The 16,428-nt window shown below is 45.4% G+C and carries 15 protein-coding genes and 1 riboswitch; of the genes, 6 read left to right on the forward strand and 9 right to left on the reverse strand.

The window, feature by feature from the left end:
* Positions 1 to 163 precede the first annotated feature (163 nt).
* The 4 genes from SporoP33_RS08165 to SporoP33_RS08180 all read right to left on the reverse strand — a co-directional run bounded on the left by SporoP33_RS08165 (position 164) and on the right by SporoP33_RS08180 (position 5,231).
* Positions 164 to 1,318 (reverse strand): Ger(x)C family spore germination protein, encoded by a 1,155-nt coding sequence (locus SporoP33_RS08165; RefSeq protein ID WP_081243248.1) that lies wholly within the window; start codon positions 1,316 to 1,318, stop codon positions 164 to 166.
* A complete protein-coding gene (locus tag SporoP33_RS08170; RefSeq protein WP_081243249.1) occupies positions 1,315 to 2,769 on the reverse strand; it encodes a spore germination protein in 1,455 nt (484 codons plus the stop codon). Before SporoP33_RS08170 ends, SporoP33_RS08165 begins: the two co-directional genes overlap by 4 nt.
* A gap of 27 nt (positions 2,770 to 2,796) precedes the next feature.
* Positions 2,797 to 3,891, reverse strand: coding sequence for a GerAB/ArcD/ProY family transporter (locus SporoP33_RS08175; RefSeq protein WP_081243250.1), 1,095 nt, complete (start codon positions 3,889 to 3,891; stop codon positions 2,797 to 2,799).
* Positions 3,892 to 4,034: 143 nt separating this feature from the next.
* Positions 4,035 to 5,231, reverse strand: a complete 1,197-nt coding sequence (locus tag SporoP33_RS08180; protein ID WP_081243251.1) for a DUF3238 domain-containing protein — start codon at positions 5,229 to 5,231, stop codon at positions 4,035 to 4,037.
* A 192-nt stretch (positions 5,232 to 5,423) separates the two neighbouring features.
* Positions 5,424 to 5,526: riboswitch (TPP riboswitch) on the forward strand.
* 62 nt (positions 5,527 to 5,588) lie between these two features.
* On the opposite strand from SporoP33_RS08180, the gene thiM reads away from it, so the two are divergent.
* From thiM to thiW, 4 genes are read left to right on the forward strand one after another with little or no spacing between them, the layout of a single operon-like run.
* Positions 5,589 to 6,359, forward strand: a complete 771-nt coding sequence (thiM, locus tag SporoP33_RS08185) for a hydroxyethylthiazole kinase (RefSeq protein WP_081243252.1) — start codon at positions 5,589 to 5,591, stop codon at positions 6,357 to 6,359.
* Positions 6,360 to 6,378: 19 nt separating this feature from the next.
* On the forward strand, positions 6,379 to 7,194 hold the full coding sequence (gene thiD / locus SporoP33_RS08190; protein WP_081243253.1) for a bifunctional hydroxymethylpyrimidine kinase/phosphomethylpyrimidine kinase: 816 nt from the start codon (positions 6,379 to 6,381) through the stop codon (positions 7,192 to 7,194).
* Complete coding sequence (thiE, locus tag SporoP33_RS08195; protein ID WP_081243254.1) at positions 7,194 to 7,853, forward strand: thiamine phosphate synthase; 660 nt, start codon at positions 7,194 to 7,196, stop codon at positions 7,851 to 7,853. Before thiD ends, thiE begins: the two co-directional genes overlap by 1 nt.
* Before the next feature lie 11 nt (positions 7,854 to 7,864).
* A complete protein-coding gene (gene thiW / locus SporoP33_RS08200) occupies positions 7,865 to 8,353 on the forward strand; it encodes an energy coupling factor transporter S component ThiW (protein WP_081243255.1) in 489 nt (162 codons plus the stop codon).
* Between the two features lie 157 nt (positions 8,354 to 8,510).
* Here thiW and SporoP33_RS08205 read toward each other — a convergent pair whose 3' ends face one another.
* The 4 genes from SporoP33_RS08205 to SporoP33_RS08220 form a co-directional block, all read right to left on the reverse strand.
* A complete protein-coding gene (locus tag SporoP33_RS08205; protein ID WP_081243256.1) occupies positions 8,511 to 9,815 on the reverse strand; it encodes a D-serine ammonia-lyase in 1,305 nt (434 codons plus the stop codon).
* A gap of 43 nt (positions 9,816 to 9,858) precedes the next feature.
* Complete coding sequence (locus tag SporoP33_RS08210; protein WP_081243257.1) at positions 9,859 to 10,470, reverse strand: response regulator transcription factor; 612 nt, start codon at positions 10,468 to 10,470, stop codon at positions 9,859 to 9,861.
* A 3-nt stretch (positions 10,471 to 10,473) separates the two neighbouring features.
* Positions 10,474 to 11,601 carry a sensor histidine kinase gene (locus SporoP33_RS08215; protein ID WP_081243258.1) on the reverse strand — a complete coding sequence of 376 codons (1,128 nt, stop codon included), beginning with the start codon at positions 11,599 to 11,601 and terminating at the stop codon, positions 10,474 to 10,476.
* A 115-nt stretch (positions 11,602 to 11,716) separates the two neighbouring features.
* A complete protein-coding gene (locus SporoP33_RS08220) occupies positions 11,717 to 12,763 on the reverse strand; it encodes a Delta(5) desaturase DesA (protein ID WP_081243259.1) in 1,047 nt (348 codons plus the stop codon).
* A 1,665-nt stretch (positions 12,764 to 14,428) separates the two neighbouring features.
* On the opposite strand from SporoP33_RS08220, the gene SporoP33_RS08225 reads away from it, so the two are divergent.
* The gene (locus tag SporoP33_RS08225) at positions 14,429 to 15,094 is read left to right on the forward strand and encodes a phosphatase PAP2 family protein (protein WP_081243260.1); all 666 of its coding nucleotides are present in this window, start codon (positions 14,429 to 14,431) and stop codon (positions 15,092 to 15,094) included.
* Between the two features lie 35 nt (positions 15,095 to 15,129).
* A complete protein-coding gene (mscL, locus tag SporoP33_RS08230) occupies positions 15,130 to 15,516 on the forward strand; it encodes a large conductance mechanosensitive channel protein MscL (RefSeq protein ID WP_081243261.1) in 387 nt (128 codons plus the stop codon).
* Positions 15,517 to 15,937: 421 nt separating this feature from the next.
* On the opposite strand, the gene SporoP33_RS08235 is transcribed toward mscL, so the two are convergent.
* A complete protein-coding gene (locus SporoP33_RS08235) occupies positions 15,938 to 16,417 on the reverse strand; it encodes an acyl-CoA thioesterase (RefSeq protein WP_081243262.1) in 480 nt (159 codons plus the stop codon).
* Between the last annotated feature and the right edge of the window lie 11 nt (positions 16,418 to 16,428).

A 16,428-nucleotide genomic window follows, 5' to 3' on the forward strand; every position in this document is an offset into this window, starting at 1 on the left:
GGCTGCACGTTAAAAGACATTCCATGTTCGTGATTTTTACGCTGCATATTCGACAGATTAAAACCCTGACTTCGCCTATACAAGGAGAGATTCAGGGTTTAACATTTTCATTACGGGAAGTATGGATACCATGAGGGAAATACAAAGGCCGGCCGCAGCCAGTTTACTCTTCAACCGTCTCTTTATATGATTTTCTGTCTGAAGCCAGCTTTGTAACACGTACTTTCAAGTTTCGGATAGAATCCTCAGTCAATTCTAATTTCCCGTCTTTATGATACTTTTTCCATTCTTTAACGTTTTTCCTGTATAGCTTTTCTGAAAGATGATAAATATCAACGTTCTTTTCCAAAGCTTCCTCATATGTTTCCTTAATTTCTCTCTCCACCACTTTTATTATCTCTTTTCGTATTCGGTCTGTCGATACATCTTGTTCAACGCTACTGATAGTTGCCCACAATTCGACGTCAATATCAAACTTTACTTCTGTCTTGCCGATAACCGGCTTGATCTTGACTTTCACTTTATCAATAGTCACTGTAGAACGATTTCCGCTATCCAAGTCAAAAGCGACTAATCCTCGTTTCGTATTATTCGACATCCACTGTATCCCTCGCGCTTTGTCCCCTGAGATGAATCCTTTAAAGCTCGTCGGGGTAATTACACCTACCCCTGACAGTACCGGAGCTTTAATGGGACCTTTATCGGATTGCCAGTTTTCCTCCACTGAAATTAATGGAATCATCGCTTCGTGGCTTGGTTCATCCAGTCCGATTAGCAGCTGCCGAATATTAAGCGGCTGAACGAAAGATTCTTGTTCGTAAGAGTTTCTGGGATCACCGAGCTTGGACAATGTCATGGATTTATTAAGAACCGGCCTGACTAACAAAACATCTTGCACGGGATCTTTCGTAGTATACAGCCAAACTTGATACCGCGTTTCATGATAGCGGATAAAATTATCGATCACCGGACTGAACTTGCCGTTAACCATTACTTCTTCTGATGCGACAATATAATTAAAATGCCCCCAATACACTTTTTGATCTACGGAATGATATAATTCAAAAAGCGCTTCATCCAAAGTTTTGCCCTTGGCATGTCCAACTTCCGCTTGTGTGGCTCCCGGATCAACAGGCTGATCGCTTTTTGCCGTATTGGCAAAACTGATGAACTGCGCATATAACTCGTATTTTCCATCCCTATAGTCTACTCCGACTCCATTGATATACAGCATCCTCTCCGGCTCATTAGAGTCCATACATCCTGAAAGGACTGCTGAAAGAATTGCCAATAGCAGCACAAGTATGCGTGTAGTCATTGTTCACCTTCTTTGCTCCGTGTTTGATCCTTAGGATTTAACGCATTCGGGCGCTCTTTATATTGTCTGGGGTTTAAGCGCAAAAGCGTCTTGGCGATTGTCTTCCAGCTTAAATCCGCCGCAAGATTCATGTATGGCACTCCGAACGTACGAATGCCCGCTAAGTACTGGACGGTAAAATACAGTGACATAAGAAATCCAAAAAGGCCAAAAAAGGCTGTTAAGATAATGAAAAAGACGCGCAGTATGCTTACCGAGCCCACGAGTGACTGGTTAACCAAAGTAAAGGTCGAAATCGTCGAAGCAGCGATCACGACAATCATCGCGGGGCTGGTGATTCCTGCCCGAATGGCGGCATCACCAATAATTAGCCCGCCCACTACGCCAATCGTCCCTCCAAGCGCAGTAGGAAGACGCAAGCCCGCTTCACGGAATAATTCAAACATGAGCAGCATAAGCAGCATTTCTACCGACGAAGGCAATGGCAGACCCGTATTCGCTTGTACGACGGTAGCTAATAACAGAAGGGGCAGTTGATCTTGGTGATACGTCGTTAAAGCAAGCCAAAATGCCGGCAAAGTTATACCTATCGACATACCCATAATCCGCAATAGCCGTTCCATCGAACCAAACACAGAAGGATTTTCATTGTCATCACTTGTTTTTAGCAGTAAAAACAAATTCACCGGCAAAATGACGCCATAGGCTACCCCGTCAACAAAAATTAAAAAACGTCCTCTTGCCAATGATTGAACCGCATTATCCGGACGTCCTGTATAAGCGGTCCTCGGGAAGATTGCTCCAGTAATCCCCATACTTTCCAACAGTAAATCGCCGCTGAAAATAATATCCGTATCGACTTTTTTCATTTGTCTTTTTATACCGTATAACGTTTCTTTACTGGCGATATCGTCAAAATATAAAAGAGCTACCGTCGTTTTGGTCCGTTTCCCCAATTCAAATTTTTCCACACATAATGAATTCGTCGGCAACCGCTTCCGGATAATTGCTATATTCACTGAAACGTCTTCAATAAAATTATCTCTCGGACCTTTAACTGGCACTTCTAATTTTGTTTCTTCAGGGCTTCGGTTCGGCTTTTCTGCAATATTACTTGAAAAAAGAAGACCTTCATCCTCGAAATATAGAAGTAAGTTGCCGGTGTATATAAGCGTCCCGATTTCCTGTATGTTTTCTACTTTTTTCAAATCCGGAATGTGCAGCTGTTCCGCTACTGCGTCTTCTATCGTTCCGTCCTTCAAATTGCTCATCATGTGCTGAACACGCTGAACAATGACTCCATTCAGCAGTTGCTGATTCACCATGTCATCGCAGGTGATGAATACTACTTGACGTTGTTCGAACGTGTACGATTGAAACTTAACATCTGCGGACTTTAGAAATATTTGTTTCAAGGAATGTAAATTTATTTCTGTTTCATCCGGCTGCATGGCTGTTCACCATTTTCTGTATAGATTTTATGTTTTGATCTTCTTAGGTGATTTTCCTGAAATCAAGGCAATAATGACTAAAAAGAGAGACAAGAAAAGCATGAAGAAAAAGGTAGTAGTTAATAAATAGTCCCCTTTAATTTTAAAAAAGAGGTGATCCTCTAGTAGATTTAATGACAATGTCATAAAGAAAAAAGCAGGAGCGAGTATTTTCCAAATACGCTGTTTGTCTCCTCTCATTTTTAATAAATCCGCTGCTATAAATAAAAGAAGACTCACTCTGATAAATGCGCCTGACAGCCATTGATAAATCGAAGCAAAATCAAAATGCTCAATAAACCGCCCGACCGAACCAATTCCCCATTCTTCATAAGCCGGAAATCTTTGTTTCACCACTTCAGCTGGGCCGAACTCTGTGATGGCCCCAACGGTGGGACCCATAGTCAACCCCATTAAAATGAACAGCATGACTGCAAAGTGATACCATCGAAACTGATCTTTTACTTGCTGCTGAATGAATAGGAATAACAGGATCTCGACAAATCCTGATGCCGGAAATACCGCTGTGGCAAGAACAGGCTGAAATCCATGCTCAAAAAACGGCTGAAGCAGCTCATAATTTTTCACTTGCATATTAGTGAACGCAATAAAAAATCCCAAAATGGTGATCCAAAATAGAATAATGACATTCACCATTGCAATTGTTTGTAAGTTTGCGGTTGCAAACAGAATACACAAAACGGTATAAATGATGATCAGCGGCAGCACAGGCGTTTTAGGTAAAAAAGTCGATACGATCCATAATAAAGTCTCTCCCATTGTAAATGCCGCCAGAACAAGAAGGAAGAAGGCTGTTACGTACCTGATGACAGCTGCAGCAACTTTTCCGATAGTTTCTTCCAGCCACTCTGTCATTGGCTGCCGATTGGACTTTTTGTGAATGTAAAGCACCAGAAGAAGCCAAGGAAAGATTGCGACAACAGCCACCAGAATAGATATCCACCCGTCCCTGCCAGCCCCTTTTACAAGCGATGGAATAATGGTCACATGGTTTTTCAAGCCAATCATAGTCATGGACAGGAAAATAACATGTAAGACACTTATTGAACCTGTTTTTGTCATATAGAAACCCTCTAACGTTTTTATATCATTCAGCTTTGACAAAAACAGATAGATTTATACTTGCGGACCAATAGAATAGGGATCAGGGATGCCGCTGTTGTCAAGCGCTCTTCGTTACACTATTTCGCGCATTTATAACCGCATTAATTACATGTCATATAACGCCAATAATTATCTCCGAGCACACCTGATAAATACGCCAATCCTTCACTTTCCGTGCGATGCACAGCGCGCCAGTCTTCATCGTCAAGGGACAAATAAACTTCATGATGGGGTGCATCGTTATGATAACCGATGAGATCCACGTTTCCTTGCTGATCCAAATGTGCTTTCACTTCATAATGAATAGGCGGTGAAGCTGTTAATGGATTTCCTACATCATGGTTAATTGCAAAATGCACTTCTGACGATTTGCCTTCTAATCGTCTGATGTCTATACCGTCTACAGAAGCGTGGTCATGACGCTTATACCGCTTCATGTAATTCAAGCCGATAGACGGCCCGGTCGCTTTTGTAAATTGCAGCGTACTGTCCCCGCCGATAAACTCTCCTTCTATATCCACACGGGTACGGAAGCTTTTTCCTTCGGGGCTGAAATCGCGGTCATCTCCTGTAAAGTACGGAATCGGCGAAAAGAGATTTGGGTTTTTTATAATGTCTTCCTTTAAAAATGTCGCATAGCGAAATTTCCATTTCTCTGCTTCTTTTGATTTTTTCCTGTCCGCCACCGGTTTCAGTAATTGATCCCGCTGCTTTACCCGTACAGAAAAAGTATAGGTTTCTTCCGTCGGTTTATTGTCAGGAACTGGCGGCATTATCACTTCATACACTTTGGATGCAATGGATTTACTGACATTCATTTTCTGGTTGCTGTCTATCAGCGGACGCGTTGCAGAGACACTGTACACTGCCGGCTCAGAGAGTTCTTCTCTGCGATCAATAAATCGATTGTCTGTGACGGTTTCGATGTAGTGCCCGTTACGGTAAATATCAAATTTTTCCACGTCCTTAATCCACTCCCACGACAGAGCGACTTGAGAGGAAGCAACAATTGTTGTAATTACTAACCGCGCCAAAGGGTGTTCATCTTCCTCTACTTTTGTCAGGGCAGATGTTTGGATTACAATTACATCTTTAACGCGCCCCTCCTCCACCCGTTCAATTGTATAGTGAAAAGGATGAGACGGATCCAGCTCCCCATCCGTAAATTTCGGAGCTGTCCCTTCATATACTTGCCGTTCGTTTTTATACACACGGTAATAGCCGCCTGTATCACTCCATGTAAATGATATATCCTCCAGTGTATGTTCCATCTGTTGAACTTCGAATAATTTCTCCATATGCGATCTGCTCCTTTTTGTCTATTTAATCTGAAACAGTTATACGCCTTCAGATAGTTATGCAACATTCGGCATATAGTTATACTTGGTTTTCTATGCGCAAACACACATTTTCATCCGCTCTAAACCGGTACTTCCAGTATTATTTCTACCTTTTCCATCTGTATGATATAATTAGCCTGTCTGATACATAGTCACCACTGGGGGTGCCTCCACTTTGGCTGAGATGCAATTAAGCAAACCCTTTGAACCTGATCTAGTCTGTACTAGCGGAGGGAAGTGGGTAGTTTTCATACCCAACCGCCCATCCATGCATGGGCTTTTTGTATATATACCTTTACAGGAAGGAAGAGAAACATGCGGCTTATTCAACAGCTTCGGCAAACACAACCACTCGTTCACTGCATCACAAATTTCGTCGTGGCAAATTTCCAGGCGAATGGGTTACTCGCAATAGGCGCCTCCCCCGTAATGGCTGATGCGGCGGAAGAAGCGGAAGATATCGCAAAAATTGCCGCTTGCAGCATTTTAAATATTGGCACGTTAAAGCAACAGACGGTGGATTCAATGATTTTGGCGGGAAACAGCGCCCGCGCAGCAGGAAAACCTGTCGTATTGGATCCAGTCGGAGCAGGTGCGACACCTTTTCGTAAAGCGAGCGTCCTGAAAGTACTGGACGAAGTAGATATCACATTGATTCGCTGTAATGCAGGTGAACTGGCTGCGATCGCAGATGTACCCTGGAACGCAAAGGGGGTCGATGCGGGAGAAGGCACGGCGGACATCGAAAGTACAGCGAAACAAACAGCCCGCAAGTATAACTGTCTGGTGGCGGTCTCAGGCGAAGTCGACATCGTGACAGACGGCTATTCCACATTGTCCATTACAGGCGGCCACCCGATGATGACTGCGATTACCGGAACGGGATGCTTACTCAGTTCTGTCACAGGCGCCTTTCTCGCAGTAGGAATGGACCGTCCGTTAGCAGCCGTGGCAGATGCACTTTCATTTTATAAGCGGGCCGGCGAACTGACAGCAGAAATTTCCCGCGGTCCCGGAGACTTTGCCGTGAACTTCCTAAATACTTTACATACATTGGATCGGGAAACAAAAACATTTTTAGTATAATTGACAGGAGGTTTTTCAATTGACAGTACAAGTAGCATTGACCATTGCTGGTTCGGATAGCGGAGGAGGCGCAGGAATTCAGGCTGACCTGAAGACATTTCAGGAGCTTGGCGTCTTTGGCACTTCTGCCATAACTGCTGTGACTGCGCAGAATACACACGGCGTTCACGGTGTGTATCCAATTCAGACAGATGGAGTAACAGCACAAATCCGTGCCGTGCTGGATGATTTTGACGTAAAAGCATGTAAAACTGGTATGCTGTTTTCGGCAGAAATCATTACAGCTGTAGCTGATCTATTAAAAGAATATCCCCCGATTCCTTTAGTCATTGACCCGGTCATGATCGCCAAAGGCGGACAATCATTATTGCAGCAGCAGGCGATTCAGGCGCTGAAAGAACATTTACTGCCGCTGGCAACGATTGTGACGCCGAATATTCCTGAAGCAGAAGTGCTGACTGGGATGCGTATACAGACAGACGAAGATATTCAGCAGGCTGCGGCTGCTTTTATCGAGATGGGAGCGAAGGCCGTCGTTATGAAAGGCGGGCACCGCTGCGACATGCTGGATGCAAAGGATTACTACGCAGATAATGAAGGCCAGTCATTCACTGTGACAACACCTTGGATCCAAACGAAAGACACACATGGAACTGGCTGCACATTTGCGGCTGCTTTGACCAGTTTCCTCGCAAAAGGCTGTTCGATGCCGGATGCAGTAGCTGAAGCGAAGCAATTCATACAGGCTGCCATTGAAGACGGCCTGCAGATCGGTTCAGGTCACGGGCCGACGAATCACTGGGCATACGGTGAGCGGAAAAAGGAGATGCACTGATGCGAGCAGAGGAAGTAAGGAAAGCATTAGGCGTGTATTTCGTTATGGGCACGCCAAACGCAGGAAATAAGGAGCCATTAGCAATAGTAGAAGCGGCTCTTCGCGGTGGCGTCACATGTTTTCAGCTGCGGGAAAAGGGATTGAATGCACTTGAAGGCGAGGCTTTGCTGGGGTTCGCCAAAAAGTGTCAGGCGCTTTGCCGATTGTACCGCGTTCCTTTCATCGTCAATGACGATGTTGATCTGGCGCTGGCGATTAATGCAGACGGAGTTCATGTCGGACAGGATGATGAACAGGCGGACAGAGTGCGCGAACGGATTGGTCCGGACAAATGGCTCGGTGTTTCGACTCATAATGCACGTGAAGTACAGCTCGCACAATCCATTGGCGCCGATTATGTAGGACTTGGCCCAATCTTTCCGACGTCCACCAAGCCTGACGCATCAGCTGTTGTAGGTATCCCTTTGGTGGAAGAAATTCATACTTCATTCCCTGATATGCCGATGGTTGCCATAGGCGGCATTACACCAGCTGACACTGGCTCCATTATCCAGGCTGGAGCTGACGGGGTAGCCGTTGTTTCTGCTATTGCATCGGCTAAAGATCCGCAGCATGCAGCAAGAAACTTACTGAATACGATTCAATCCAATTTGAAATGAATGAGGTTCCTATGAATACACGTAAAATGGTTTTCATGACGATGTTTGTCGCGATCGCAGTTGCCGGCTCTGCATTCGTTTCGTTCCCTGCCGGTATCGCCAGAGCATATCCCATACAGCACGCAGTGAATGTCATTGTGGCAATTGTAATGGGACCGGGTGCCGCAGTCACTGTAGCGTTTGTGACGGGACTCTTACGCGTGCTGACGGGAACAGGTTCACTGCTCGCATTTCCAGGCGGGATGATTGGCGCTTTTTTTGCCGGTATATTGTATCAGCGTTTCAATAGGAATTGGAGTGCAGGTGTCGGGGAAGTTATCGGCACCGGCTTGATCGCTCCTTTGTTTGCGGTGCCTTATGCAAAAATTTTGATGGGCACAACCGTCACCGCATTCTTCTTCCTGCCTCCGTTTCTCGTGTCGACAGTGAGCGGAACAATTATCGGTCTGTTGCTTGCTCCAAGGCTTTTGAAATTGAAGCTGTTTAAAGACCTGCACTAAAGAAGTTCAAACGCATCGGCCTGGAACGGAAAGGAACGGTGAACAGAGGGATTTTATCTCCTTTCTATGAAAAAAGGGCTGTCATAGAAAATCAGTTTTTTTCACTGACTTTCTGGACAGCCCCATCTTTTGTCGATTTCCCGGGAAATGACGTGTTTTATTTCCCCGTATAATTGTAATACCTCTTCATTTCGTCTTCAGGCACCATATTTCCGCCTGTTCCCCATACAAGATGTGTCGTGTTTTCGGAGCCGGCTGACGGCAGTTTCGACTTGATCGCATGCACAGGACCTGTCATACCCGCAAGTGCGGAAGGTTCCAGCCAGATATCTTCACAGTCTGCCAGTTCTTTCAGCAGCGTGAATAATGTCTGATCTTCTACCGTATAGCAACCTGTGAGGAAAGGCTCCATCGTTTTTCCGACAAATGCAGAAGCTGTACCCACTGCCAAACCATCAGCTGCGGTTTTATTATCCAGACCAAAGTCTGCTACTGATACTTGGTCATGCATTCCTGTCATCATGCCAATCATCATGCAAGGTGAGTGCGTCGGCTCCGCGAAGAAGCAATGTACATGATCGCCGAATGCCAGTTTCAACCCAAATGCTACGCCACCCGGTCCGCCCCCTACACCGCATGGTAAATAGACGAATAACGGATGCGCTTCATCGACGGTAATATTTTGCTCTTTCAGCTGCGTGGCAACACGCTCCCCTGCGACCGCATATCCCATAAACAAGTCCGTGGAGTTTTCATCATCCACAAAGTGACAGGACGGATCTGCCTCTGCCTGACGGCGCCCTTCTTCTACCGCTTTGCTGTAATCGTCCGTATACTCTACCACCCGGACGCCTTTTGAACGCAGTAAATCTTTTTTCCACTGCTTGGCATCCGCGGACATATGCACTGTCACATCGAAGCCGAGCTTTGCACTCATGATGCCGATGCTCAGTCCCAGATTACCCGTCGAGCCTACAGCGATTTTATGCTTTGCAAATAACTCGCGGAAAGCCGGCGCATTAAACTGGCTGTAGTCCTTTGTGTCATCCAGCAGCTGATGATTCATCGCAAGTGCTTCTGCATGCTTCAGGACTTCATAAATACCTCCGCGTGCCTTGATGGAGCCTGAGATCGGCAAAGCATTATCTTGCTTCAATAAAAGCTTGCCTGGGATATTGACAGCATAGGCGGTTTCAAGAACATGCTTCATCTTCGGAATCGGAGTCAAGGGGGATTCAATGATCCCTTCATCGGTTTCAGGAAAGACGTTCGCCAAATAAGGAGCGAACCTTTTCAGCCGATCAGCCGCATCTGCCACGTCCTCTTCAGATAAGCGCGTTTTCAACAGACCCGCCACTGCGGATTCGGCAGAAGGATTGCACCACAGCACTTCCTTCTTATCTATTACACTCTGTAACAAGGGCAATTTTACAAGCCACTCACTTTGCGTATTCTTATTCATTCACCAATCACTCCCCTGTTATGAATGTATGCCTGTGCAAATTTCATTGGAACCAGCCTTTTTCATTAAATAACGTGATAGCCTCAATCCGGTTACGCACACCCAGTTTATCCAATATTGTGGAAACGTAGTTACGGACAGTGCCCGGCGATAAAAACAGTTCTGCGGCAATCTGTTTTGTAGTCTTTCCCTCCGATATCAGCTTGAGCACTTGCACTTCCCTCTCAGTCAGCGGATTCTTTTCTTCTTCTTTCAAATCAAATGCCAGATCAATCAATTCGGGTGCATAAATCCGGCGTCCCTTAATGATCGAATGAATCGATTTAACAAGCTCTTCAATGGGATTATCTTTTAATAAATATCCGCGGACTCCTGCATTGCGCGCCCGTTCAAAATAGCCTGCCCTTGCAAATGTCGTTAAAATAATAATTTGACAATCCATATGCTGCAGCTCTTCCGCTGCGTCCAAACCGGTTTTGATTGGCATTTCAATATCCATAATACAGATGTCAGGCTCAAGGCTCTTGACCAAGTCCACTGCTTCTTGACCGTTTTTAGCCATTCCCACTACTTCCATGTCTTCTTCCAAATTCAATAACGACCCGAGTGCACCGAGCATCATCCCTTGATCTTCTGCTATTACAATGCGGATCATACGTCATCCCTCCTTTATTTGTTTCAAAACTGCAGGAACCGTTATTTTAACTTGTGTTCCCTGATCACTCGTAATCGAAAGTTTTCCATTCACGAACTCCAGCCGCTCTCCCATACCGTCAAGCCCGTTGCCCGGAAGGTTTACACCATTTTTTGCGATGCCGATTCCGTTGTCTTTCACTTTGATTACAAACTCTTTATCCGTTCGTTCAAAAAGAATACAGCAATATTTGGCGTAGCTGTGTTTTACGACATTATTAATCGCCTCTTTCAAACACATGACTAACACATTTTCTACAATAGGAGACATATCAGGAAAGTTTGGATCCCCTTTTAGTTCGTATTCGATTTCAGCCGCATTCAGTAATTCTTGGACGCGCACCAGCTCATCTTTCAGCTTCACACGGCGCATCCCGCTGACAAGAACACGCACTTCTTTTAATGCTGTGCTGGAAATTTGCCGGATATCCTGAATTTCTGCTTTTGCCGACTCCATATCCCGGTCCATTAATCGTGTAGCCAAATCACTTTTTAAGCCAATCATTGATAATTTCTGTCCCAGCGTATCATGCAGGTCACGTGCAATCCGCTCGCGTTCTTGGATAATTGTGAGCTCCGAGATCCGCTGTCTGGCAACTTCCAGCTGATCTTGCAACAGATCCCGTTTTTGCCGGTTATACAGGTTGAAAGGCAGCAGAACCACTCCGATAACCGAGATAATTATAAAATGTATTTGCGGTAAAAATAAATCAATTTCAACGAAGAATCCTGCAACTATTGCCCCAATTAATATCGCAATATGTAAGCCATAAATTATGAAAAAACCTACCGGGTTCCGTATATTTCCAATAAAGAATGCAATAAACAGCGACAGATAAACATAGCCGAACATCAGCGTCATCACTACGGAAATGACGATTTCAAAGCTGATCCACATATACATGAGACCGCTTTTTGATTTAGCAGAGAAATAATAAGAAAGGAAAAAGAGTACCAGCAGTCCCACACCAATCATTAAATTTAGCGGAGACGCACTTCGCAATATAAAAAAGAAAGGTAATATACAAAACACAACCCAGGCATAAATGCTGAGCCATGGACTTTTCGGAAAAATACTATACCAACTGTACATCAGCTTTTATCACCGTCCTTTTTATTCTATTGTAACAAATATTTACACAACTGACTCCGCAGAGATAGTTATGCAAAATAAAAAGGCGGAGAAGGATAGTCCTTCTCACGCCATTTTATTGTAAACGTGTACGTTTCGGTTTTAAATCGATTGAAAGTTTTTCTCTTACTGCATGTTGTTTTGCTTCTTTAAATGTAATGAATTTCTTATTTGCCGGATCATACAAGCGGTAGCGCAATGATTCCAGGCTGGTCTTGATTGTGATAGTTGTTGCTTTTTGCAATGGCGGCGTCAATTCATGCGCCATTTCCAAGTTGTAGTTCGGTACACGCGGCGCCAAGTGATGCACGTGGTGGAAACCAATATTACCTGTTGCCCATTGCAGAACACGCGGCAGTTGATAGTAAGAGCTTCCTTCAACAGCTGCTTTTACATAATCCCAGTCAGATTCCTCTTCAAAGTAAGAATCTTCAAACGTGTGCTGAATGTAAAACAGCCAAATCCCAAGTGCAGCCGCTGTAAACATCATCGTGCCCTGAATCAGCAAGAAAGCCTTCCAGCCGATCACCACGATCAATACCGCATATACAGCCACTAAGATCATGTTAATCAAATACGTATTCAAGCGCTCTTTCTTACGCGCATCTTTGCGATTGAAACGGCCTGCGATCAGTACCAAATATAAAGGCCCCAATCCAAACAGAACCAGAGGATTACGGTACATACGATATCCCAGACGCTCAAACTTTGAAGCATTTTGATATTCTTCAACTGTCATGACCCAGATATCACCTACACCGCGTTTATCCAGATTGGAGCTGGATGCGTGGTGGATGGAGTGCTCTCTTTTCCATTTTTCATAAGGGAATAATGTCAAGACGCCAGTAATTGTTCCAACAATAGTGTTCGCTTTCTTATTGCGGAAGAAAGAACCGTGCGTGCAGTCATGGAAAATGATGAATGTGCGGACTACGAAGAACGCCGCAACGATTGCTAATGCCACCGTCAGTGTCACTGATACGCTTAAGCTTTGGTATGCCAGGAACCATAAGATGAATACTGGCGGAATCGTGTTGATCAACTGAATAATACTTTTTTTCAGATCAGATTTCGCGAAAGGCGCGACATCTTTGTGCAGTTGTTTCGTTTTCTCTTTACTCATGTTTGAATTTCCCTCCTAGTGGGGTTGCTAATACATTAAGGATAACTTTTATGCAGCGGGAGGGGTAGGCATAGATGTCATGACTTTGAGATGACAAATGTCATATGTTTTGGGACATGTCTGCTTTGGGTATAGTCAATGGGATTGGATTGTGCTTTGTGCAGAAGGGATTGGGTCTTAGCCATCCGCCAGCGCTGCAGTGAGTTCAATGCCGTTTTTGCTCTGGTTTTAGGGTCGTTGCTCGACTTTTTGTCGGGGATTGGAGTTAGCGAGTGTCCGCTCTTAAGACCCGCGCAGGCACGTGGGGGATTGCCTTTCGTCATGAGCCAGCTGGCGATAGTGCGTGCCAGTTGTCTCATGACTTCCGCCGACCCCGCAGTTGTGCCTGCGCTGCTGAATGGAGCCAATTCAGGTTACTTTTTTAAAAGAGAAGAAGTGCAGTGACTCGTTGCCGACTGGCATATGCTTTGGCAAATGATGTGTCTTAATTGCTTCCCCCTCACTAAACGGAGGCGCCTTACAAGCGGTCGGCGAAGTGATGAGACTGACAGGCGATCTTCCTGTCTGGCTCATTGCGTAGCCATCCGCCAGCGCCGCAGTGAGTTCAATGCCGTTTTGTCTCTGGTTTTGTGGTCGTTGCTCGATCGGTTATCAGGGATTGAAGTCAGCAAGTGTCAACCTTTAGGACCCGCGCAGGCACGTGGGGGATTGCCTTTCGTCATGAGCCAGCTGGCGATAGTGCGTGCCAGTTGTCTCATGACTTCCGCCGACCCCGCAGTTGTGCCTGCGCTGCTGAGTGGAGCCAATTCAGGTTACTTTTTTAAAAGAGAAGAAGTGCAGTGACTCGTTGCCGACTGGCATATGCTTTGGCAAATGATGTGTTTTAATTGCTTCCCCCTCACTAAACGGAGGCGCCTTACAAGCGGTCGGCGAAGTGATGAGACTGACAGGCGATCTTCCTGTCTGGCTCATTGCGTAGCCATCCGCCAGCGCCGCAGTGACTTCAATATCGTTTTGTCTCTGGTTTTGTGGTCGTTGCTCGATCGGTTATCAGGGATTGAAGTCAGCAAGTGTCCACTCTTAAGACCCGCGCAGGCACGTGGGGGATTGCCTTTCGTCATGAGCCAGCTGGCGAGGTGCGTGCCAGTTGTCTCATGACTTCGGCCGACCCCGCAGTTGTGCCTGCGCTGCTGAGTGGAGCCAATTCAGGTTATTTTTTTAAAAGGGAAGAAGTGCAGTGACTGGTAGACGACTGGCGTGTGCTTTGGCAAAAGACGTGTCATCCTCCGCTTCCCTCCTTACTAAACGAAGGCGCCTTACAAGCGGTCGGCGAAGTGATGAGACTGACAGGGCGCACTTCCCTGTCTGGCTCATTGCGTAGCCATCCGCCAGCGCCGCAGTGAGTTCAAAGCTGTTCCCCTTCTTCTCTCGCAATGACAGCAACTGGTGTAATCCAGATATGATGCAGAAGACCAGAACAAGATCTGTATACCTGAACAGGATAGGCTTTTTCAGTATGAAACACCCAACTCCGCATGCAGCTTGCCGGCGGGATTATCGCTTACCGTATCTTCACTCGTATGGGATTGTGATTTAGCTTGCGCAACGTGATATATCATTGGACATTTCTAAAAAAACGTTCAAAATATATAAAAGTAGAAAGGGGTGTTTATCATACGCGAATTATCGCTTCGTTTATTATCCGTTTGGATTATTTGCACCATATTCACCGGACTGTTCGCTTTTATTGCAAGGGCAATTCATTTACATACGATCAACAGTTTTGATGAACCTATCATTGATTTTGTTCAAGGAGCAGAGGCTCCATGGCTGACGTCGGTTATGAAAATGTTCACAACCATCGGCTCCACTTCAGCGGTCGCATTCATCAGCCTGATGGCGCTTGGACTTCTTTTATGGAAGAAACACCGCGCACAAGCCATGCTGTTCATTGCAGTGATTGCTGGGACAGGCATCCTCAATCAGGTGCTGAAATTTATCTTCAAACGGCAGCGGCCTGATTTTAACCGCCTGATCGAAATTGGCGGGTACAGTTTTCCAAGCGGTCATACGATGATGGCGTTTAGTTTGTACACGATACTTGCCTATATCGTATGGCGGAATCTCATGCACTCATGGACTCGTGTTGTCATTCCATTGGCGGCGGGCGTCATGATTGTGATGATTGCAGTCAGCAGAATCTATTTAGGTGTACATTTCCCAAGTGATATTGTCGGGGGTGTACTTGCCAGTGCGCTGTGGCTGATTGCATCAATTGCTATGTATCAGCGATTTCAGCGACAAAAACAGGCGAATGCAGCAAAGGTATAAAAAGTTACGGAATCATTAAAGAGGAGCCGTTGTGTATGTGGAAGGATTTTAAGGAATTTGCGTTTAAAGGAAATATCTTTGACTTGGCAATTGGTGTTGTCATCGGTGCCGCATTTGGTACGATCGTTTCTTCACTTGTAGAAAATGTGATGACGCCGATTATCGGTATTTTATTGGGAGGGCTCGATTTTTCATCATTAAGCTATACATTTGAGGACGCTGAAATTAAGTACGGTCTATTCATTCAATCTATCATTGATTTCTTGATTGTCGCAGGTTCCATCTTCATCTTCCTGCGGGTGCTTATGAAGCTGAAGATGAAGCCGGCAGATCCAGCTGAAGAAGAGCCTGAAGAAAAACCGCTGGATATGAAAGAGGAACTGCTGACTGAAATCCGTGATTTATTGAAAAAGGAACAATAATATACAAATTCCACGTTTATTTGGTCGTAGAGCCGACACAGTTGACCTGTAAACGCCATTGCAACGCGCCTGTCAAGGTGTTACAATGATAGGCAGGATACTGATCAAAGGAGTGGATATTCATGTGGTTCATCTATATCATGTATGCATTGTTCGCATTTATTCTTGGTGGAACTGTACTTGGACTAGTCCGTACGTTCAGCAGCGATAACTAATACAACCAAACAGCAGTGAATGAGCGGGCCAAGGCCTGTTCATTCACTGCTGTTTTTATCTATGCAATTATCACTTCTGAAAAAGAAAGATCATCCGCTGTCTCAGGCGATCAATCTTGACTGCTGACAGCGGAATGAATAAGTTAATTAATTCTTTAAAAAGCGCAAAAAAGAAACGAACACGCCGTTTCTTCCGTGCGCTGCAGTTAACGTTTCATCATGCGGCGCTGCTGACGCAATTCACGCCGTGCCGGTGCAGAATCAAACAGTCTTCGTTCTGCTTCCGTTTCAGGATACACATCCGCGACCGGGATTGGCCGATTCGCGTCGTCCACCGCCACCATCGTACAAAATGATTCCGTCGTCAGCTTCACTTCACCTGTCACCAGATTTTTTGAATGGACGGACACAAAGACTTCCATCGATGTACGGCCTACTGACGTAACGATCGCTTCGAGTTCAATCATATCACCGAGCAAAGCCGGTGAAACGAAGTCCACGGAGTCAATAGACGCAGTAATCGCTGCCCGTGTGCCTCCGTGCTTCATTGCACAGATTGCGGCGATCTCATCGATATAAGCGAGGACCTTTCCTCCAAATATCGATTGTATATGGTTCGTATCGGGCGGCAGAACCAACTTACTTTGGATAGTTCTTGACTCACCCATTGGTTTTCGTTCAGACATTGCGACAGCTC

It is taken from the genome of Sporosarcina sp. P33, from assembly GCF_002077155.1.
GTDB lineage: Bacteria > Bacillota > Bacilli > Bacillales_A > Planococcaceae > Sporosarcina.

Excerpts from the sequence above, each read along its gene's own strand:
- SporoP33_RS08175 (WP_081243250.1), bottom strand. The coding sequence starts at position 3,891 with ATGACAAAAACAGGTTCAATAAGTGTCTTACATGTTATTTTCCTGTCC.
- SporoP33_RS08220 (WP_081243259.1), bottom strand. The coding sequence starts at position 12,763 with ATGAGTAAAGAGAAAACGAAACAACTGCACAAAGATGTCGCGCCTTTC.
- thiW (WP_081243255.1), top strand. The coding sequence starts at position 7,865 with ATGAATACACGTAAAATGGTTTTCATGACGATGTTTGTCGCGATCGCA.
- SporoP33_RS08215 (WP_081243258.1), bottom strand. The coding sequence starts at position 11,601 with ATGTACAGTTGGTATAGTATTTTTCCGAAAAGTCCATGGCTCAGCATT.
- SporoP33_RS08170 (WP_081243249.1), bottom strand. The coding sequence starts at position 2,769 with ATGCAGCCGGATGAAACAGAAATAAATTTACATTCCTTGAAACAAATA.
- SporoP33_RS08210 (WP_081243257.1), bottom strand. The coding sequence starts at position 10,470 with ATGATCCGCATTGTAATAGCAGAAGATCAAGGGATGATGCTCGGTGCA.
- mscL (WP_081243261.1), top strand. The coding sequence starts at position 15,130 with ATGTGGAAGGATTTTAAGGAATTTGCGTTTAAAGGAAATATCTTTGAC.
- SporoP33_RS08205 (WP_081243256.1), bottom strand. The coding sequence starts at position 9,815 with ATGAATAAGAATACGCAAAGTGAGTGGCTTGTAAAATTGCCCTTGTTA.
- thiM (WP_081243252.1), top strand. The coding sequence starts at position 5,589 with ATGCGGCTTATTCAACAGCTTCGGCAAACACAACCACTCGTTCACTGC.
- SporoP33_RS08180 (WP_081243251.1), bottom strand. The coding sequence starts at position 5,231 with ATGGAGAAATTATTCGAAGTTCAACAGATGGAACATACACTGGAGGAT.
- SporoP33_RS08165 (WP_081243248.1), bottom strand. The coding sequence starts at position 1,318 with ATGACTACACGCATACTTGTGCTGCTATTGGCAATTCTTTCAGCAGTC.
- thiE (WP_081243254.1), top strand. The coding sequence starts at position 7,194 with ATGCGAGCAGAGGAAGTAAGGAAAGCATTAGGCGTGTATTTCGTTATG.
- SporoP33_RS08235 (WP_081243262.1), bottom strand. The coding sequence starts at position 16,417 with ATGTCTGAACGAAAACCAATGGGTGAGTCAAGAACTATCCAAAGTAAG.